The following is an 18,344-nucleotide window of genomic DNA, read 5'->3' on the forward strand; positions in this document are numbered from 1 at the left end:
ACTAGTAAGCCTTCTTGTCGGGTTTCGACAGCCAGGCCTGGAAAGGCGCGAAAGAGTCCGGAAGGGACAGTTGGCCGACGGGTAGTGACCAGGTCTCGCGCGGGCGGGAAAAGAGGTCGTAGAACTCGCGGTCGTCGAAACCCGCCTCGGCCGCGTCGTGGCGGTCCGCGGCGTAGACGACCTTGCCGACACGCGCCCAGAGCGCGGCCGAAAGGCAGAGCGGGCAGGGCTCGCAAGAGGTTACGAGGACGCAGCCGTCGAGTTTGTAGTCGCCGATCGCCTGGCAGGCCGCGCGGATCGCGACCACCTCGGCGTGCGCCGTCGGGTCCAGCGTCGGCGTCACCTGGTTGGTCCCGGTGGCCAGCACCGAACCGTCCCGCACGATCATCGCGCCGAACGGGCCACCGCCGTTTCCGACGTTCGCGGTGGCCAGCTGGACGGCTTCGGCGAGCCATTTCTGCTCGTCGGACTCCGAAATGGACAGACGGGTACCCACGGATGTGCTCCTAGCTCGAAAAAGTACGGTTTCTCAGGTGCCGGTGAGGTGTTCGGGACGCACCGGGACACGGGGCAGCGCGAGCCCGGTGGCCGCGCGGATGGCCGCGACGATCGCCGGGGTGGAGGAGATCGTCGGCGGTTCGCCGACCCCGCGCAGACCATACGGCGCGTTGGGGTCGGGCCGTTCCAGGACGTCGATGTCCATCGGGGGCATGTCCAGCACGGTCGGGATCAGGTAGTCGGTGAACGACGGGTTGCGGATCTTCCCGTCGGCGGTCTGGATCTCCTCCATCACCGCCAGCCCGAGCCCCTGCGCGGAACCGCCCTGGATCTGGCCGAGCACCGCCTGCGGGTTGAGCGCCTTGCCGACGTCCTGCGCGCAGTCGAGCGCGACGACCTTGATCAGGCCGAGTTCGGTGTCGACGTCCACGACCGCGCGGTGTGCCGCGAAACCGTACTGGACGTGCGCGTTCCCTTGCCCTGTCTCGGGATCGATGGGCGCCGTCGGCCGGTGCCGCCATTCGACGGTCTCGTCGAAGACCTCGTCGCCGAGGACGTCGGCGAGGTCCGCGAGCACACTGCCGTCGGCCGAGACGACCTTGTTCCCGACGACGTTCAGCTTCCCGTCGGCGTCGAGCCTGCCCGCGAGATGCTTGTGCAGCCCGGATCGCACCGCGACGCACGCCGCCTGGACGGCGCCGCCGGTGACGTAACTCTGCCGGGAGGCCGACGTCGAGCCGCCGTTGCCGATGGTGGTGTCCATCGGCAGGATCGTCACCTGCTCGATGCCGAGTTCGGTCCGCACGATCTGCTGCATGATCGTCACCAGGCCCTGGCCGACCTCGCAGGCCGCGGTGTGCACGGTCGCCGCGGGTTCGCCGCCGACGAGCTGCAACCGCACGCGGGCCGTCGAGTAGTCGTCGAAACCCTCGGAGAAGCAGATGTTCTTGATGCCGACCGCGTACCCGACACCCCGGACGACGCCTTCGCCGTGCGTGGTGTTGGAGACGCCGCCGGGCATCCTGCGCAGATCCAGGACCTTGTCCTTGGCAGGAAGCGGTTTGGCGCGCAGGCGTTCCAGCAGTTCGGCGACCGGAGCGGCCGAGTCGACGATCTGACCGGTCGGCATCACGCTGCCCTCGGCCATCGCGTTGCGGATCCGGATGTCGACCGGGTCGATGCCGCACGCCTCGGCGAGCTTGTCCATCTGGGACTCGTAGGCGAAGCCCGCCTGCACCGCGCCGAAGCCACGCATCGCGCCGCACGGCGGGTTGTTGGTGTACACGCCCCAGCAATCGACCGAAGCACTGTCCACATTGTACGGACCGACGCCGAGCGTGGCGGCGTTCGCGACCACCGCGCCGGTGGACGAGGCATACGCGCCGCCGTCCAGGTACAGCTTCGCCTTCACATAAACGAGCCTGCCGTCCTTGTCCGCGCCGTGCTCGTAGTACATCTTCGCCGGGTGGCGGTGCACGTGGCCGTAGAAGGATTCCTCGCGGTTGTAGACCATCTTGACCGGCTTGCCCGTGTGCAACGCCAGCAAACACGCGTGGACCTGGATCGAGAGGTCCTCACGGCCACCGAACGCGCCGCCGACCCCGCCGAGCGTCAGCCGCACCTTGTCCTTGGGCAGGCCCAGCGCGGCGACGATCTGCTGCTGGTCGACGTGAAGCCACTGCGTGGCCACGTAAAGGTCGACGCCACCTTCAGTGTCGGGGATCGCCATTCCCGACTCCGGCCCGAGGAAAGCCTGGTCCTGCATGCCGACCTCGTAGACACCGGACACCACGACGTCGGCCTTCACCGACTGGTCGCCGTGCCGGATCTTCGCGTACCGCACGACGTTCCCGCCGGGGTGCAGCTCGGCTCCCTCGCCGGCGGCGGCCTTCTCGGAATCCGTCACCGGTTCGAGGACCTCGTAGGAGACCTTGATCCGCTTCATCGCCCGGCGCGCGGTCTCCGGATGGTCCGCGGCGACGAGCGCGACGGGCTCGCCCTGGTAGCGCACCACGTCGACGGCGAGCACCGGCTGATCCGCGTGCTCCAGGCCGTACTTGTTCACCCCGGGCACGTCTTCGTGCGTCAGCACCGCGTAGACCCCTTGCACGGCAAGGGCTTCGGTGATGTCGATGCCGGTGATCCGCGCGTACGGATGCGGGCTGCGCAGCGTCGCGCCCCACAGCATGTCCTCGTGCCACAGGTCCGAGGAGTAGGCGAATTCGCCACGGACCTTGACCGTGCCGTCGGGCCGCCGCGGGCTCGTGCCCACGCCGTTGCCGGTCGCCGTGGTGGTCTGTGTGGAGGTCATACCGTCTCCCTCAGCCGGGCACTGGCCACGGCCAGCTCACGGGCGATCTCGTCTTCGGATTCCTCGCGCAACGCCCCGCCGGACACCACGGTCGCACCGCCGACGTACAGCCGCTCGACCGGCGGAGTGGTGCCGAGCACCAAGGCGGCGACCGGATCGGTGATCCCGGCGTAGTTCAGGCCGTTCAAGTTCCAGACCGCGAGGTCAGCGAGCTTGCCGGCCTCGATCGAACCCAAGTCCTTCTCGCGGCCCAGGCAGCGCGCGCCGCCCATCGTGCCCATCCACAGCGCTTCCCGTGTGGTCAGCCCTCGCGGTCCGCCGCGCTGACGTGCCTGCAGCAGCGACTGGTGCAGTTCCTCGCCGAGGCCACCGGATTCGTTGGACGCGGCACCGTCGGCACCGAGCCCGACCGGCACCCCGGCGTCGAGCAGCTGCCGCACCGGGGCGATCCCGGCGCCGATCCGTCCGTTGGACGTCGGGCAATGCGCCGCACCGGTACCGGTGGCGCCCATCCGCCGGATCGCCTCCGGGGCGAGGTGGATCGAGTGCGCGAGCCAGACGTCGTCCGCGAGCCAGCCGAGTTTGTCGGCGTATTCGGCCGGGGTGCACCCGACTTCGGCGAGGCACTGCTTCTCCTCGTCGACCGTCTCGGCGAGGTGCGTGTGGAGACGGACTCCCTTGCGGCGCGCCAATTCCGCCGCACCGGTCATCAGCCGCTCGCTCACCGAGAACGGCGAGCACGGGCCGGCCGCGATCTGCAGATGCGCGCCGGCGGAGGCGTCGTGGAACCGCTCGATCGCGGCCTCGGTGCCGAGCAGCGCGGCCTCGGTCTCCTCGACGAGGTTGTCCGGCGGCAGCCCGCCCTGCGACTCGCCCCGGTCCATCGAACCGCGCACGACGTGCAGCCGGACGCCGACGCGGATCCGGGCGGCGGCGAGGGCTTCCACCTGGTCTCCGCCGTCGCGCGGGAAGACGTAGTGGTGGTCGGCGACCGTGGTGCAGCCGGTGGTCGCGAGCCGGGTGAGCCCGGCCGTGGCCGCCGCGTGCGTGATCTCGGCGTCGAGCCTGCCCCAGATCGGGTACAGCGCGACCAGCCACTCGAAGAGGGTGTGGTCGGCGGCGAGGCCGCGCGTGGCCCACTGGTAGAGATGGTGGTGGGTGTTGATCAGGCCGGGGGTGACCAGGCAGCCGGAGCCGTCGACGCGCTCGTCGTACTCGCCGTCGGGCGCCTTCCCCGCGCCGACCGCCGCGATGCGGTCGTTCTCGATGACGACGTGGCCCGAGGCGTGCTCGGTGCCCGCACCGTCGACGGTGGCGATCGCGGCGTTCTCGATGACGGTCTTCACGGGGTCGCTCCCCTGGTCGCGGCCAGCCGGACGGCGTCGAGGATCTTCTCGTAGCCGGTGCACCGGCAGAGGTTCCCCGCCAGCGCCTCGCGGATCTCCTCGTCGGCGGGGTTTTCGACGCGGTTGAGCAGATCGTGCGCGGCCACCACGAGGCCTGGCGTGCAGAAGCCACATTGGACGGCGCCCGCGTCCACAAAGGACTGCTGGACCCGGTCCAGCTCGTCGCCGTCGGCCAGCCCTTCGACCGTGCGGACCTCGCGGCCCTCGACCTGACCGGCCGCGACCAGGCACGAACACACCGGGACGTCGTCGAGGTACACCGTGCAGGAGCCGCATTCGCCCTGTTCGCAGGCGTTCTTGGAGCCCGGGAGACCGAGCCGCTCGCGGAGCACGTAGAGCAGGCTTTCGCCCTCCCAGACGTCGTCGGCCTGGCGGGACTCGCCGTTGATCGTCACGTTCACGCGCACTCGCGTTCACCCTTCTGGAAGTCGTTCCACGCCCAGGTCAGCGTCCGCCGCGCCAGGACGGACAACGCGTGTTTGCGGTAATCGGCGCTGCCACGGACGTCGTCGATCGGCGACGCCGCCTGAGAGACCAGCTCGCCGAACCGGCGTTTGACGGAATCCGTGAGAGACGCCTTGGTGGACCAGGGAAGTTCGTTGCCGAGGTACTCCTCCGCCTCGGTCGCGCGACGTGGGGTCGGTGCCGCCGAGCCGACGGCCGCGCGGATCTCGCGGGTGTCCAGGTGCAGCGCCAGCGCGAACGAGCAGACCGCGATGACCATCGCGTTACGCGTTCCGACCTTGGCGAACTGCTGCGGACCGACCTCGGCGGGCAAATGCACGGCGGTGATCAGCTCGTCGGGTTCGAGGGCGTTGCGTTTGACGCCGAGGTAGAACTCCTCGGCCGGGATCAACCGCGTCCCGCGCACCGACGCGGCTTCCACCTCGGCGCCGAGCACGAGCAGCACGGGATGCGTGTCGCCGGCGGGCGAAGCGGCGCCCAGGTTGCCGCCGACGGTGCCCCGGTTACGGATCTGCGGCGAGCCGACGGTGCGGGAGGCCATCGCCAGCGCGGGCAGAACTTCACCCAGCTCAGCGATCACCCGGACGTAGGGCACCGAGGCGCCGAGGCGGATCTTGCCGTCGGTTTCGGTCCACTCGGCGAGTTCGGTGACACGGTTGAGGTCGAGCAGCGCGCCGGGGCGGCGGTGGTCGAAGTTGAGCTCCACCATGACGTCCGTGCCGCCCGCGATGGGCACCGCGTCGGGTCGCTCGGCCTTGACGGCGAGCGCCTCGGTCAGCGAGCTGGGGCGCAGGAAATCCACTCTCGGGCTCCTCGGTTCGGCGGCGATGTGTGACGGCTGACTCAGTAGACGCCCTGCGCCCATACGGCGGCAACGGTGCCGAAGCATGAAATCTCCCCTGCACGCACCGGTCGTTTTGTGCTTTCCTACAAACCTGATGACGACCGTGAAAACTCTGCTCGCGCTACCCGGGCTGCGCTTGCGCGTGCGCGCCGGGACGGCTTTGCTCGACCGTCCGGTGTCCCGGATCTACGTCACGGAACTGCCCGATCCCGGGCGGTACGTGTCGGCGGGCGAACTCGTCCTGAGCGGGTTGCTGTGGTGGCGCGGGCCGGGTGATTCCGAGGCCTTCGTCGCCGCGCTCGCGAAGGCCGGAGCGGCGGCGCTGGCGGCGTCCGGGGCGGATTCCGACGGAATCCCCGAAGACCTCGTCGAAGCCTGCACGCGCCACGGGATCCCGCTGCTGGAGGTGCCGGCGGACCTGTCGTTCTCGGTCGTCACCGAACGCGTCGTCCTGGCGCTGGCCGCGGCCGCGGAAGGCGCTCGCAAACGTTTGCTTTCAGCCGCGACGGAAGACGCGTCGGTGGAGACCCTCCTGGAGCGGGCGCGCGCGGAGATCGGCCTCCCCTGCTGGGTCGTGCCCGTCGGCACGGCGTCGGATCTGGTGCGGCGGTTCGTGGCCGCGGGCGGACGGTCCCTGGAAGCGGACGACGTCTCGGTCCGGCCGGTCGGGGGCAGGCACGCGTTACCGTGGCTGCTCGCGATCGGCGGCGCGCTGACCGCCGCCCAGGCGGAGATCGCCGAGGAACTCGCCGGGCTGATCGGGCTCGCGCGCACGCGGGCGGATGAGGTGCGCGCCGTCACCGACAGGGTGCTCGAACCCTTGCTCGCCGCGCTCGATGAAGGAAGCGATCCGCACGCGGCGCTGACCGCGACCGGGCTGCGCGGCGATCTGCGGTTCATCGTCGCGCGCACCGAAGGATCCGAAGCGGCACGCGGCATCCTGACGGAACTACTGCCGCCGGGCGCGCTGGTCGGCCCGGCCGGGGAAACCACCTGGGCGGTGGCCGAGGACGACGGCGAATGGCCGGAAGAGTGGCCCGCCACGGTGACCGCCACACTGTCCACAGTGGAGCCGCTGCTGCCGTGCCGCCGGGTGCTGATCGGCATCAGCGACCGTGCCCCGGTCTCCGTGCTGCGAGGCGCGAAGGAGGTCGCGCGTTACGCGCTGGCCGTGGCGGCGGAACGGCCCGGCACGATCGAAGTCGTCCCCGGTGGCGAGATCGGCATGCACCGGCTGCTGCTGGCGGGCACACCCGACGACCTGCGGGCGGCGTTGCGGCGACGGGTGCTGGGCCCGTTGCTGAGCTACGACGCCGAGCAGGGCACCGATCTGGTGCACACCTTGCGCATCTTCCTCGAATGCTCCGGCTCGCCGACGCGGGCCGCGCGGGCGCTGCACGTCCACGTCAACACGTTGCGGTACCGGATCGGACGAGCGAGCGAACTGCTCGGCACCGATCTGACCGAGTTCACCGAACAGCTCGACGTTTATTTGGCCTTGTCGGCAGGGAGCTGAAATGCGCATCACCACCGCGAAAGAAGCCGCCTACGACCCGCGCGTGGTCGCCTTCGGGCGGATGATGGGCGCGGCGAACCGGCTCGAATACCTGCTCGGCCGCGCGCTGGAGACAGAATGCGGGATCTCGCATCTGATGTTCGAAGTCCTCCTGATCGTCGGCAGGTCGGGCGAGGCCGGGATGAGCATGCGCGCGATCGCGCAGGAGCAGGTGCTGACCACCGGTGGCGCGACCCGGCTGGTCGACCGGATGACCACGCTCGGCCTGGTCGTCCGCTCCTCCGATTCGCAGGATCGCCGCGTCCAGCTCGTAAGGCTGACCGCTCAAGGCGAGGAGACGACCGTGCGGGCCGCGCGGGTGCACGTCGAGAACATCCAGCGGCTCTTCCTCGACCCGCTGCCCGCGGACCACCGCGAACGGTTCGCCCAGGACCTGCGGACACTGAGCCACTCGGCACGTGACGCACTCCCCAAGCTCCGGTAGGAATATCTGACCAGTCAGACATCGTTGGCCTGGTCATGAAGCTCATCTATGTCTTCGACGCGTACTGCGGCTGGTCGTACGGGTTCGCCCGCACCATGGCCGACGTCGCGCACCGGCATCCGGACCTGCCGGTCGAAGTGGTGTCCGGCGGCCTGTTCCTCGGCGGGCGCCGGGTGCCGATCCGGCAATTCGGCTACGTCCAAGGAGCCAACGCCGAGATCACCCGCCGCACCGGCGCGCCGTTCGGGGAGAGCTACGAACGGCTCATCGCCGACGGCGAGTTCGTCATGGATTCCGAGGCCGCCGCCTGCGGGATGGCGGCGTTGCGCGAGGTCGCGCCGGACCGCGCGGTACGGCTCGCGGCGTTGCTACAGGAGGCTTTCTACCTAGACGGGCTGAGCCTGTCCGAGGTCTCGACCTATCGCGTGGTCGCGCAACGGGCAGGCCTGGACGCGGACGCCGTCGAGGCCGCGCTGGACCGGGTTTCCGCGGCCGACGACTTCCGGCGGGCGCGCGACTTGGGCGTGACCGGATATCCGAGCCTGCTTGCGGACGACGGGGAGCGGGTGGTGACCCTGGTCGCCGGGAACGCGAGCGCGGACGAAGTGGAGCGGCGGATCGGCGCGCTGGTCTCGTAGAACCGCCTAGTTTTCGCTCCGCCCGGCGCGAGGATCACGCGGATCGATCATTTCCGCGCCGATGATCGATCCGATCCCGTCGGCCGCCCGCACGACCTCGGCAGGCGGGTTCGCCGCCCGCTCCGCCAGTTCGGCCTCCACCGACCGCGCGGCCGGCTCGCCTTGTTCATCGCGGGGTAGCTCCACGCGCTGATCGAATTCTCGGCGCAGCTGAACGCCGGTGTCCCGCAATTGCCCTCGAAGCTGCTCCAGGCGCGCCTTCCCCTCCTCAATCTCCAGCCGATGCCGTTGCCAGGTCATCACCATTTCCAACAGGCGATGCAACCCATAGAGGGCGGCCGCGCCATAGGCGACCGGCGCCGAACGTTCGGCGAGCCCCGACAACACGCTCACCCATGGACTGGCCATGGTGGTCCGGACGACGCTGGGGGACCTCGGCAGAATTCGCGCCGACGGGTCCTGCCACCGGGGCCCGAGCGGTGGGAGCAGGCTGGCGTGCCCGGCCAAAATCAGGAGCGCGGTGACGTTCCGCTGATAGTCCTCCAGCGTGGGCAGCTGGCCGAGGTCCACCTCCACGAGAAGCAAGGGGGCCGACGACGCGTCAGGATCCAAGGGGTCAAGGCCGTAGCTGGTTCCCATGAGCCGATACTGCCCGATCCCGGTCACACGACGTAGTCCCCCTTAGGCTGGCGCCATGCCCACCTCTGTCACGCTTTGACGGGCGACGCCCACGGACGCCGGCGCCGTCGCGGAGATCTGGTACCACGGCTGGCAGGACGGCCATCTCGGCAACGTGCCCGATTCACTCGTCCGGATCCGGACTCGCGAGTCGTTCTGGAAACGGGCCGCGGAACGCGTCGGCGATACGACCGTCGCCGTGCTGGGCGATGCGGTGGCGGGTTTCGTGATGGTCGTCGGCGACGAGGTCGAACAGGTCTACGTTTCGTCGGATCACCGTGGAAGCGGCGTGGCCGGCGCGCTGCTCGCGGAAGCGGAACGGCTTGTGCGCATAGGCGGGCATTCGCGCGCTTGGCTCGCGGTGGCGCCGGGAAATGGTCGGGCGCGGCGGTTTTACGAACGCTGCGGATGGGCCGACGAGGGCGAGTTCGACAATCGGGTTGCCGGTCCGGATGGGCCGGTTTCGGTGCCCTGTCGTCGATATGCGAAATCGGTTGCTTGAGTTTTCGTGATTGGGCGCGTTTAGTCGACTAACTGCGCGACACTCTCTTTGCGTGGTCACCTTGCGGGCAGCAATCACTCTTCAGTGTTGTCGGCGCATTTCGCCGGTCGCTTAAAATTACGAACACATGTTCGACGTGGTTGCGGTATTATTGAGGGGTGTCCGAGACCTTCCTCCCCGAACTGCCGCAGGAACTGTGGCGCGCCGGCAAGCTGGAGCTTGCCCAGGGCGTGCAGCAGTCCCTGCAGGTGATTCGGATGGCCACCGCTGCTTTGGGGCAGTTCCTGGCGGAGATCGAGGCTCGTGGCGCGAAAGACTTGTACGGCTACGGGCGGACGGCTGCCTGGTTCGCCGATATAGCGGGATTGTCCGCCGCCGAGGCGAGTGCCGTGGTGAAGCGGGCCCTTGCCCTGAACCCGACTCGCGCTTTGGACGGCACAGAGCTTCCGCCTGTCGCGCCCACCACCGCCGCGGTCGCCGCCAAGGGATTGGTCGGGAATGAGCGGATCGATCAGATCCTGGAAATCTTGAAAAGACTCCCCGCCGACACCACCGCTGAGGATCGGGAGAGCGCGGAGAAGATCCTCGCCGACCTGGCCCCGAATGCCGGTCCCCGTCAGCTCGCTGACGCTGAGATGAGCCTGCTGGGCTGGCTCGACCCCGACGGCAAGGAACCCAAGGATCCCGAGCCGAAAGAGCCGCGCCGCGAGATCACCCTGGAACGCCGCAAGGACGGGTTCTGGAAACTCACCGGTCTGCTCGATGATGAGACCGGTGCCCGGACGGCTGCCGCTTTGGATGCCTACGCCCAGCCACGGCCGGTGGATGAGTTCGGGCAGGCGGACCTGCGGATGAAGTGCGAACGGATGGGTGACGCGTGGGTCGACGTCCTCGACCTGGCGATCGCCTGCCCCGATCAGCCGGGCACCAGCGGCTACCGGACCCTGATCCACGTCACGATCGGGCTTGAGGAGTTGAAGTCCGGTCTCGGCACCGCGTGCCTCGACTTTGTCGGGACGATGACCGCCCGCGAAGCACGGCTCGCCGCCTGCGACTGCCTCATGTTGCCGGTCGTGATGAGCTCAGCCGGAGAACCCCTCGACGTGGGACGGCTCCGACGGTTCGTCACCCCCGGCCAGCGACGCGCGTTGAACATCCGCGACGGAGGCTGCGCCTTCCCCGGCTGCCACGGAAACCCAAGAATTGCCACGCCCACCACATTCACCACTGGGTGGACGGCGGACCCACCGATCTCCGGAACCTCGTGCTGCTGTGCGGTTTCCACCATCGGTTGATTCATCACGGTGACTGGGAAGTACGCATGGCCGCCGACGGGCTACCGGAATTCATCCCACCCCAATACCGAGATCCGCTGCGACAACCCCGGCGCAACACCCTGCATCACGTCTGAATATCGAGGAGCCCGCCAGCCACACCGGCGACGGGCCCCTCGTCATGCCCGAATCAAATCGCGCGACCGAGACGGACAGCGGCAGTCCCGTCCCGGACACCGCCGAAGCCCTAAGCCGACTCCAGATAAGCCAACGCCATCTCGGTCGTCTCGCTCGCCCAAGCGTCCCAGCTCAAGTCGTCGGACCAGAACCGGCCACTGGCCGCCCGGTGCACACAGGATCCGATGACGGTCCGGCTCATCATCCGGATCGCCCGTTCGCCATCCGGCCGCCGGATCTCACCGAGACAGGGCCGGGCCACCTCCAGGAAATCGCGCTGGATCGTGGCCAGCGCCTGGAGGCCGCGATCGCGCCCGTCGGCGCGCTGGCTGTCGAGCAGTTCGGAGAAGATCCGGTCGTGGCGGGCGAATGTTCCTGCCAGAGCCTGAATGAAGGCGCCGACAACCCCGCGCAGCCCCGGCCCCGCGGAGCCAAGTGCTTCGCTGACGCCGGATTCCAGCTGCCCCAGCAGCTCGTCTTTCACGGCGTACAGCAGCTGGCTCTTGCCGGAAAACCGGCGATAGATCGTGCCCACCGACATTCCCGCCTGCTCGGCGACCGCCGCGACGGTGAGCTCCTCGAAACCCTGGACCGCCAGAACGTGCTCGGCGGCGGCCAGCACCTTCTGCAGGGACTCGCGGCTGCGGGCTTGCCGCGGCGGCCGGAAGCCCTGATCGGCGGATGACTGACTCACCGGCCGGACGTTACCACAAACGCGAATGATAACTTCCGTTCGCATCTGACGAGAACGAGGAGGCCGGCCCCGTGGTGAGCATCGAAGTGCAGGACGCCTACGTCGATTTCCCGGTTTTCGACGCCAAGACCCGGTCGCTCAAGAAACAGGTGCTCGGCAAAGCCGGCGGCAAGATCGGCACCGGTGCCAAGGTCCCGATCATCGAAGCCCTGCGGGACATCTCCCTGTCACTGGGCGAGGGCGATCGGGTCGGCCTGGTCGGGCACAACGGCGCCGGGAAATCCACTCTCCTGCGGCTGCTGTCCGGCATCTACGAGCCGACCAGGGGCAGCACGCGGGTCGTCGGCCGGATCGCGCCGGTGTTCGACCTCGGCGTGGGACTGGATCCCGAGGTTTCCGGCCACGAGAACATCCTGATCCGGGGCCTGTTCCTCGGCATGAGCCGCAAACAGTTGGCGAAACGGGTCGACGACATCGCCGAATTCACCGAACTGGGCGACTATCTACACCTGCCGCTGCGCACCTATTCCGCCGGCATGCGGGTGCGGCTCGCGCTCGGCGTGGTGACCACCATCGATCCGGAGATCCTCATCCTCGACGAGGGGCTCGGCGCGATCGACGCCGCGTTCCTCACCAAGGCGCGCCAACGGCTGGTCGACCTCGCTCGCCGCTCGGGCGTGCTGGTGTTCGCGTCGCACTCGGACGAATTGCTGCGCGAACTGTGCACCACCGCCCTTTGGATGGACGAAGGGCGGATCCGGGCGCGCGGTTCACTCGACGAGGTTCTCGCCGACTATCACGCGGTCCTTCGCGCGTAGCCGTCCAACTCCGCTCGGGAGAACGAAAGCTCCCCCACGTCCACGGCTCCGCAATCCAGCCCTCGCAGCAGGAAACTCGCCAGCGCCTGCGCGGTCGCCGGTTCGTCCAGCACTCCACGCCCGGTCTGGTCGGCGTAGTCCCGCAAGCGGCCCAGCGCCGCCGGGAACCCCTCGCGGAAGAACGCGTACGTGGCGGCGAACCGGGTCGGCAGCTGGTGCGGATGCAGATCCCAGCCCTGATAGAAACCGCGTTCGAGGGATCGCCGGATCAGCCGCAGATGTTCGCGCCAGGCCGGGAGGATCGCGTCGCCGACGGGCAGTTTGTTCGTCGAGCCGTCCGAAAGCCGGACGCCGGTGCCCGCGGCCGAAACCTGCATGAGCTGCTTGGCGAAATCGGCGGCCGGGTGTTCCATGCTCTGATACTCGGCGCTGATCCCGAGCCCGGCGCTGTAGTCGTAGGTTCCGTAGTGCAGCCCGGAACACCGGCCGCGCGCGGCTTCGATGATCCGCGGGACCGCGACCGTCCCGTCGATGTCCACAATGGACTGCGCCGTCTCGATCTGGACTTCGAACCGCAGCGTGCCTTCGGGCAGGCCGTACGCGGATTCGAGGCGCTCCAGGACATCCGCCGCCACCTCGACCTGCTCGACGGCGGTCACCTTCGGCAGCGTGACGACGAAGCCGTCCGGCAGCGGCCCGCTTTCCAGCAACCCGGCCAGGAAGAGATCGAGCGTGCGGATGCCGCGGCGGCGGGTCGCCTGCTCGAAACTCTTGAACCGGATGCCGACGAACGGCGTGCCGCCCGTGACCGCGAGCGTCCGCCCCGCGGCGAGCGCGATGGCGTCCTCTTCTTCGTCGCCAGGCCTGCCGAGCCCGTCCTCGAAATCGATCCGCAGATCCTCGATCGGCTCGGTCAGCAGTTTGGTCCGGACCCGGTCGGCGATGTCCGCGTCCAGGCCCAGCTGATCCGCGTGTTCGCCGAAGACCCGCAGGGCCTGCTTGCCCCAGTCCGCCACGAGCCGCGTCTTGTACTGCGACGCGGGCACGTACACGGTGTGCACGGGCTGGCGGCCGGGCGGCTCGCCGGGGTACTTGGCCGCGACGCGCGCGTCAGCCTCGGCGAGGCGCGCGTCAGCGGCGGTGTAGACGTCCTCGGTGAGCCGCCCGTTCCCCATCTGTCTACTTGATCCGTTCGTAGGCGGGCAGGGTCAGGAAGTCCGGGAACTCGTCGGCGAGCGCGACCTGCTCGAACAGCTCGACGGCGGGCTCCAGCAGCTCCGGCTTGATCTCGGCGGTGAGTTCACCGCGAACCTCAGTCAGAACACCGCGCACCAGTTCGGCGGTGACCTTGTCGCCGGTGTCGAGCTGAGTGCCGTTGCGCACCCACTGCCACACCTGCGAACGCGAGATCTCCGCGGTGGCCGCGTCCTCCATCAGGTTGTGGATGGCCGCCGCGCCGTTCCCGCTCAGCCAGGAGGCGATGTAGCGGATGCCGACGTCGACGGCGGCCCGCAGCCCGGCCGCGGTGGCGCCGCCCGGCGTCGAAGCCGCGTCGAGCAGCTGGTCGGCGGTGACGGACACCTCGTCGCGGGTGCGGTCGAGCTGGTTCGGCTTGTCGCCGAGGACCTTGTCGAACTCCTCGCGGCAGATGTCCACCATGCCGGGGTGCGCGACCCAGGAACCGTCGAAGCCGTCGCCCGCTTCACGGCTCTTGTCGGCGCGGACCTTGTCGAGCGCCGCGGCGGTGACTTCCGGGTCCTTGCGGTTCGGGATGAACGCGGCCATGCCGCCGATCGCGAACGCGCCGCGCTTGTGGCAGGTGCGCACCAGCAGTTCGGTGTACGCGCGCATGAACGGCGCGGTCATGGTGACCGAGTTGCGGTCCGGCAGGACGAACTTCTCGCCCGCGTCACGGAAGTACTTGATGACGCTGAACAGGTAGTCCCAGCGGCCGGCGTTGAGGCCGGAGGCGTGCTCGCGCAGTTCGTAGAGGATCTCCTCCATCTCGAACGCGGCCGGGATGGTCTCGATCAGCACGGTCGCGCGGACGGTGCCGTGCTCGATACCGAGCGCCTTCTCCGCGTGGGTGAAGACGTCGTTCCAGAGCCGGGCTTCGAGGTGGCTCTCCATCTTCGGCAGGTAGAAGTACGGGCCCTTGCCGCGGTTGAGCAGTTCCTGGGCGTTGTGGAAGAAGTAGAGACCGAAGTCGACCAGCGCGCCGACCGCCTGACGCCCGCCGAAGGACAGGCCACGCTCGTCGAGGTGCCAGCCGCGCGGGCGGACGACGATGGTCGCGTGCTCGACGTCGTCCTTCAGCGCGTAGCTCTTGCCACCGCTCTCCAGCGTGATGGTCTCGCGGACCGCGTCGTACAGGTTGACCTGGCCGGAGACGACGTTCGCCCAGTGCGGCGTGTTGGCGTCCTCGAGGTCGGCGAGCCAGACCTTGGCGCCGGAGTTCAGCGCGTTGATGGTCATCTTGCGGTCGGTCGGGCCGGTGATCTCGACGCGGCGGTCGCGCAGCGCGGGCGGGGCTTCGGCGACCTTCCAGTCGCCTTCGCGGATCTCCTTGGTCTCGGGCAGGAAGTCCAGCTTGCCGGTGGTCCTGGCCTCCTCGCGGCGTTTGCTCCTGGCCTGCAGCAGCTCGTCGCGCCGGGCGGCGAAGGCCTCGTGCAGGCCGGCGAGGAAGGCGAGCGCCTCCGGCGTGAGGATTTCGTCCCCGCGCTCGACCGGATCGCCGAGCACCTGAGCTTCAGACATTGCGCAACACCCCGAGTTCGATAAATAACGTCCCTACGGTTTTACATGACGGACTATAGTTTCTGCATAGCGGAACATCAACGCCGACGTAAGGAGTACCACGGTGGCAGCGGAGAAGAACGGGCGCGACGGCGGCGTCCAGTCCCTTCAGCGGGCCTTCGAGCTCCTCGAGCATCTCGCGGACACCGGCGGGGAGGCCAGTCTTTCGGAGCTGGCGACCCTGTCCGGGCTGCCGATGCCGACCATCCACCGGCTGATCAGGACGCTGGTGGATCTGGGCTACGTCCGGCAGAACACCAACCGCCGGTACGCGCTGGGCGCCCGGCTCATCCGGCTAGGTGAGAACGCCAGCATGCAGTTCGGCTCATGGGCGCGCCCGTTGCTCGCGGAGCTGGTCGACGAGGTCGGCGAGACCGCGAACCTCGCGGTGCTGGAGCGGGACGAGGTCGTGTACGTCGCCCAGGTGCCGTCGAAGCACTCGATGCGGATGTTCACCGAGGTCGGACGGCGGCTCCTGCCGCACGGCACCGGCGTGGGGAAGGCGATGCTCGCGCATCTGCCGTCCGAAGACGTGACGGCGTTGCTCGCCCGGACGGGTATGCCCTCCTACACCGAGCACACCTTCACCGACGAGGACGCGCTCCTGCGCGAGCTGGCGAAAATCGCCCAGCAGGGTTACGCGCTCGACGAAGCCGAGCAGGAGCTGGGCGTCCGGTGCGTGGCCGTCGCGGTTCCCGGCGCGCCGGTGCCGGCGGCCGTGTCGGTGTCCGGGCCGTCGGGACGGCTCACGATGGAGGCCGTCGAGCGGATCGCGCCCGTCGTCCAGCGGATCGCGACCTCGCTCGGCTCGACCCTTTCGCGGGACGGGGTCACCGTTTGAGCCTGGTCTCCAAACCGTCGAGCATCCTGTCCAGCCCGTAGCGGAACTTCTCGTCGCGGAGCCGGACAGGATCGGCCTCGCCCTCTCCCCTGGCGAGCATTTCCCGCTGATGCGGATGCTCTCGCGCCGCCTCCTCGACGGCGGGACGCAGGCGTTCCGCCCACTCGCGCTCGCTCCGGCCGCTCTTGGCGACCGTCGTGAGCCAAGCCGCCTCGGTCGTCCCCATGCCGATGACGTACGAGATCACCGCGCTGATCGCCTGATCCGCCTCGTCGCCAGGGAAGCCCGCGCCCACGAAGACGCCCAGCAGCCGCTCGTTGAGCCGCATGACGTTCGGCCCGAGGTATGACAGGCCGACCGAACCGAGCAGTGAAGCGACCCAGGGGTGCCGCAGGATCATCGCGCGGACGCTTTCCGCCCCGACCACGGCCGCTTCACGCCACCGCGCCGGATCATCGCCGTGCGGCACGGTGATCTCGCCGTAGACCTCGTCGACGACCAGCTCGATCAGCTCGTCGCGGTTGGCGACGTGCCGGTAGAGCGAGGTCGCGCCCGCGTTCAGCGCGGTGCCCAGCCTGCGCATGCTCAGCGCGTCGACACCTTCGACATCCAGGAGCCGGACGGCCTCGGCCACGATCTGCGCCTGGCTCAGCGCGGGTTGATCCCGCTTCCGGCGAGGACGGGTCCACACCGACTGGATCGGCTGTTCCTCGATTGACATGCCCCCACCCTAGCGCACGAAGTACTCCCTTGCGTACGACGTTTCATTATGCGTACAGTGTGCGCATCGAACGAACAACGTACGCAAACACTTCTGGGGGTTTCCCGATGAACGAGCCCATCCGCGATCCACGCCGCTGGTGGATCCTGATCGTGCTGTGCCTGAGCACGCTGGTGCTGGTGGTCGACAACATGGTGCTGACCGTCGCCGTGCCGCCGCTGGCCGAAGATCTCGGGGCGAGCGCCCAGGACACGCAATGGATCCTGGACTCCTACATCCTGGTCTTCGCCGGCCTGCTGCTCACGTCGGGAAGCCTCGGCGACCGGTTCGGGCGCCGGAAGGTCATGATCATCGGCCTCCTCCTGTTCGGGGCGGCCTCACTCGTCGCCGCGTTCGCCACGAACCCGCTCGAACTGATCGCGTCCCGCGCGGTGATGGGCGTCGGCGGCGCGCTGATCATGCCGAGCACCCTGTCGATCCTGATCACCGTCTTCGACGACGAAGAGCGCCGCAAGGCGATGGCGGCGTGGAGCGCGGTCGCGATGATCGGCCTGATCGGCGGTCCGGTGCTGGGCGGCGTGCTGATCGCGTGGTTCTGGTGGGGCGCGGTGTTCCTGATCAACGTGCCGATCGTCGTCATCGCGGTGCTCGCGGCGCTCACGCTGATGCCGGAGTCCAAGGGCCCGTGGCAGAAGCCGGATCCGCTCGGCGCGATCCTGTCCGCGACCGGCATGGTCGCGCTGGTCTGGACGATCATCGAACTGCCCAAGCACGGCCTCGCCGAGGCCGGCACCCTGATCCCGCTGGCGATCGCGGCGGTGAGCCTGACCGGCTTCGTGCTCTGGGAGCGGCACACGCCGTCGCCGATGGTCCCGCTGAAGCTGTTCCGCAAGCGCAACTTCAGCGGCGGCAGCCTGTCGCTCACGCTGGTGCAGATCGGCAACGGCGGCCTGCTGCTGCTCCTGACCCAGTACCTGCAGTTCGTGCTCGGCTACACCCCGACCGAGGCGGGTCTCGCGTTCATCCCGATGGCCGTCGCGTCGCTGCTGTGCAACACCCTCGGCGCCACGCTGGGCCAGAAGATCGGCAACCGCGCGCTGGCCACGGCCGGCATGATCGTGATGGCGGGTGGGTTCGGCCTGCTCGCGACGATGTCGGCGAACGAGGGCTTCCTGCTGCCCGCGGTCGCGCTGTTCCTGCTCGGCGCGGGCGGCGGACTGGCCATGCCGGCGGCGATCGCGGCGCTGATGGGCGAGGTCCCGGAGGAGCAGGCCGGGGTCGGCTCCGCGCTCAACGACACCATCCAGCAGCTGGGTGCCGCGCTCGGCATCGCGATCCTGGGCAGCATCGTGTCGAGCCTGTTCACGTCGCATATGCCCGAGTTCGCCCCGGCGCAGGCGCGGCTTTCGATCGGCGACGCCTTCGCGACCGGCGACGGCGGCCTCATCGCCGCGGCCCGCGAGTCGTTCACCTCGGCGATGTCGACAACGTTCCTGGTGAGCGCGGTGGGTGTGCTGGCCGCGGCGGTGGTCGCGTTCCTGGTGATGCGGGACAAGAAGACGGCGCCGGTCCCGGCCGAGGCTCCGGTCTCCGCCTGACCGGGAAGTCCGCGAAGGCCCCTCTTTCGGCAGAGCCGGGAGAGGCGCCTTCGCCGTAACCTCGAGGTGAGCCGAGCGAGGGG

17 protein-coding genes and 1 pseudogene are annotated in these 18,344 nt (G+C 69.0%); 8 read left to right on the plus strand and 10 right to left on the minus strand.

The annotated features are described in order from the left end of the window. Position 1: 1 nt before the first annotated feature. From ACIRGA_RS01085 to ACIRGA_RS01105, 5 genes are read right to left on the minus strand one after another with little or no spacing between them, the layout of a single operon-like run. On the minus strand, positions 2-496 hold the full coding sequence (locus ACIRGA_RS01085) for a nucleoside deaminase (RefSeq protein WP_083650148.1): 495 nt from the start codon (positions 494-496) through the stop codon (positions 2-4). A 33-nt stretch (positions 497-529) separates the two neighbouring features. After that, positions 530-2,809 (minus strand): xanthine dehydrogenase subunit D, encoded by a 2,280-nt coding sequence (gene pucD, locus ACIRGA_RS01090; RefSeq protein ID WP_400935387.1) that lies wholly within the window; start codon positions 2,807-2,809, stop codon positions 530-532. Beyond that, positions 2,806-4,155 carry an 8-oxoguanine deaminase gene (locus ACIRGA_RS01095; protein WP_400935389.1) on the minus strand — a complete coding sequence of 450 codons (1,350 nt, stop codon included), beginning with the start codon at positions 4,153-4,155 and terminating at the stop codon, positions 2,806-2,808. The genes pucD and ACIRGA_RS01095 overlap by 4 nt, the downstream gene beginning before the upstream one ends. Then, positions 4,152-4,622: a (2Fe-2S)-binding protein gene (locus tag ACIRGA_RS01100; RefSeq protein ID WP_400935391.1), complete on the minus strand. Its 471-nt coding sequence runs from the start codon at positions 4,620-4,622 to the stop codon at positions 4,152-4,154. The genes ACIRGA_RS01095 and ACIRGA_RS01100 overlap by 4 nt, the downstream gene beginning before the upstream one ends. Continuing rightward, complete coding sequence (locus ACIRGA_RS01105; RefSeq protein WP_400935393.1) at positions 4,613-5,482, minus strand: FAD binding domain-containing protein; 870 nt, start codon at positions 5,480-5,482, stop codon at positions 4,613-4,615. Before ACIRGA_RS01105 ends, ACIRGA_RS01100 begins: the two co-directional genes overlap by 10 nt. Before the next feature lie 136 nt (positions 5,483-5,618). Here ACIRGA_RS01105 and ACIRGA_RS01110 point away from each other — a divergent pair, with 136 nt between their 5' ends. From ACIRGA_RS01110 to ACIRGA_RS01120, 3 genes are read left to right on the plus strand one after another with little or no spacing between them, the layout of a single operon-like run. Further along, on the plus strand, positions 5,619-7,040 hold the full coding sequence (locus ACIRGA_RS01110) for a PucR family transcriptional regulator (RefSeq protein WP_400935395.1): 1,422 nt from the start codon (positions 5,619-5,621) through the stop codon (positions 7,038-7,040). A 1-nt stretch (position 7,041) separates the two neighbouring features. Beyond that, complete coding sequence (locus ACIRGA_RS01115; protein WP_400935397.1) at positions 7,042-7,524, plus strand: MarR family winged helix-turn-helix transcriptional regulator; 483 nt, start codon at positions 7,042-7,044, stop codon at positions 7,522-7,524. 35 nt (positions 7,525-7,559) lie between these two features. Continuing rightward, a complete protein-coding gene (locus ACIRGA_RS01120; RefSeq protein WP_400935399.1) occupies positions 7,560-8,162 on the plus strand; it encodes a DsbA family protein in 603 nt (200 codons plus the stop codon). A 6-nt stretch (positions 8,163-8,168) separates the two neighbouring features. Here ACIRGA_RS01120 and ACIRGA_RS01125 read toward each other — a convergent pair whose 3' ends face one another. After that, on the minus strand, positions 8,169-8,801 hold the full coding sequence (locus ACIRGA_RS01125) for a hypothetical protein (protein ID WP_400935401.1): 633 nt from the start codon (positions 8,799-8,801) through the stop codon (positions 8,169-8,171). Between the two features lie 154 nt (positions 8,802-8,955). Between ACIRGA_RS01125 and ACIRGA_RS01130 the strand changes: the two genes are divergently transcribed. Both ACIRGA_RS01130 and ACIRGA_RS01135 read left to right on the plus strand, forming a co-directional pair. Then, entirely contained in the window at positions 8,956-9,342 is a 387-nt protein-coding gene (locus tag ACIRGA_RS01130; protein WP_400935403.1) for a GNAT family N-acetyltransferase, read from the plus strand. A 158-nt stretch (positions 9,343-9,500) separates the two neighbouring features. Further along, a pseudogene (locus tag ACIRGA_RS01135) lies at positions 9,501-10,753 on the plus strand (DUF222 domain-containing protein). A gap of 110 nt (positions 10,754-10,863) precedes the next feature. On the opposite strand, the gene ACIRGA_RS01140 reads toward ACIRGA_RS01135, so the two are convergent. Continuing rightward, positions 10,864-11,487 carry a TetR/AcrR family transcriptional regulator gene (locus ACIRGA_RS01140; RefSeq protein WP_400935405.1) on the minus strand — a complete coding sequence of 208 codons (624 nt, stop codon included), beginning with the start codon at positions 11,485-11,487 and terminating at the stop codon, positions 10,864-10,866. Positions 11,488-11,558: 71 nt separating this feature from the next. Here ACIRGA_RS01140 and ACIRGA_RS01145 point away from each other — a divergent pair, with 71 nt between their 5' ends. Next, entirely contained in the window at positions 11,559-12,305 is a 747-nt protein-coding gene (locus ACIRGA_RS01145; RefSeq protein WP_400935407.1) for an ABC transporter ATP-binding protein, read from the plus strand. Here the strand turns inward: ACIRGA_RS01145 and ACIRGA_RS01150 are convergent. Together ACIRGA_RS01150 and aceB are read right to left on the minus strand one after the other, a co-directional pair. Next, on the minus strand, positions 12,284-13,480 hold the full coding sequence (locus tag ACIRGA_RS01150; RefSeq protein ID WP_400935409.1) for a DUF6986 family protein: 1,197 nt from the start codon (positions 13,478-13,480) through the stop codon (positions 12,284-12,286). The genes ACIRGA_RS01145 and ACIRGA_RS01150 overlap by 22 nt on opposite strands. 4 nt (positions 13,481-13,484) lie before the next feature. Further along, positions 13,485-15,062 (minus strand): malate synthase A, encoded by a 1,578-nt coding sequence (gene aceB, locus ACIRGA_RS01155; protein ID WP_400935411.1) that lies wholly within the window; start codon positions 15,060-15,062, stop codon positions 13,485-13,487. Positions 15,063-15,165: 103 nt separating this feature from the next. Between aceB and ACIRGA_RS01160 the strand changes: the two genes are divergently transcribed. Beyond that, positions 15,166-15,942 (plus strand): IclR family transcriptional regulator, encoded by a 777-nt coding sequence (locus tag ACIRGA_RS01160; RefSeq protein WP_400935412.1) that lies wholly within the window; start codon positions 15,166-15,168, stop codon positions 15,940-15,942. Here the strand turns inward: ACIRGA_RS01160 and ACIRGA_RS01165 are convergent. Continuing rightward, positions 15,932-16,663, minus strand: a complete 732-nt coding sequence (locus tag ACIRGA_RS01165) for a TetR/AcrR family transcriptional regulator (RefSeq protein ID WP_400935413.1) — start codon at positions 16,661-16,663, stop codon at positions 15,932-15,934. The genes ACIRGA_RS01160 and ACIRGA_RS01165 overlap by 11 nt on opposite strands. Positions 16,664-16,770: 107 nt before the next feature. On the opposite strand from ACIRGA_RS01165, the gene ACIRGA_RS01170 reads away from it, so the two are divergent. Further along, entirely contained in the window at positions 16,771-18,261 is a 1,491-nt protein-coding gene (locus tag ACIRGA_RS01170; protein WP_400935415.1) for an MFS transporter, read from the plus strand. Positions 18,262-18,344 lie beyond the last annotated feature (83 nt).

It is taken from the genome of Amycolatopsis sp. NPDC102389, assembly GCF_044765885.1.
Lineage (GTDB): Bacteria > Actinomycetota > Actinomycetes > Mycobacteriales > Pseudonocardiaceae > Amycolatopsis.

What these genes read in the sequence shown, in the direction of transcription:
- pucD (WP_400935387.1), bottom strand. Translation starts at nt 2,809, where the DNA reads ATGACCTCCACACAGACCACCACGGCGACCGGCAACGGCGTGGGCACG.
- ACIRGA_RS01125 (WP_400935401.1), bottom strand. Translation starts at nt 8,801, where the DNA reads ATGGGAACCAGCTACGGCCTTGACCCCTTGGATCCTGACGCGTCGTCG.
- ACIRGA_RS01120 (WP_400935399.1), top strand. Translation starts at nt 7,560, where the DNA reads ATGAAGCTCATCTATGTCTTCGACGCGTACTGCGGCTGGTCGTACGGG.
- ACIRGA_RS01150 (WP_400935409.1), bottom strand. Translation starts at nt 13,480, where the DNA reads ATGGGGAACGGGCGGCTCACCGAGGACGTCTACACCGCCGCTGACGCG.
- ACIRGA_RS01165 (WP_400935413.1), bottom strand. Translation starts at nt 16,663, where the DNA reads ATGTCAATCGAGGAACAGCCGATCCAGTCGGTGTGGACCCGTCCTCGC.
- ACIRGA_RS01115 (WP_400935397.1), top strand. Translation starts at nt 7,042, where the DNA reads ATGCGCATCACCACCGCGAAAGAAGCCGCCTACGACCCGCGCGTGGTC.
- ACIRGA_RS01170 (WP_400935415.1), top strand. Translation starts at nt 16,771, where the DNA reads ATGAACGAGCCCATCCGCGATCCACGCCGCTGGTGGATCCTGATCGTG.
- ACIRGA_RS01110 (WP_400935395.1), top strand. Translation starts at nt 5,619, where the DNA reads ATGACGACCGTGAAAACTCTGCTCGCGCTACCCGGGCTGCGCTTGCGC.
- aceB (WP_400935411.1), bottom strand. Translation starts at nt 15,062, where the DNA reads ATGTCTGAAGCTCAGGTGCTCGGCGATCCGGTCGAGCGCGGGGACGAA.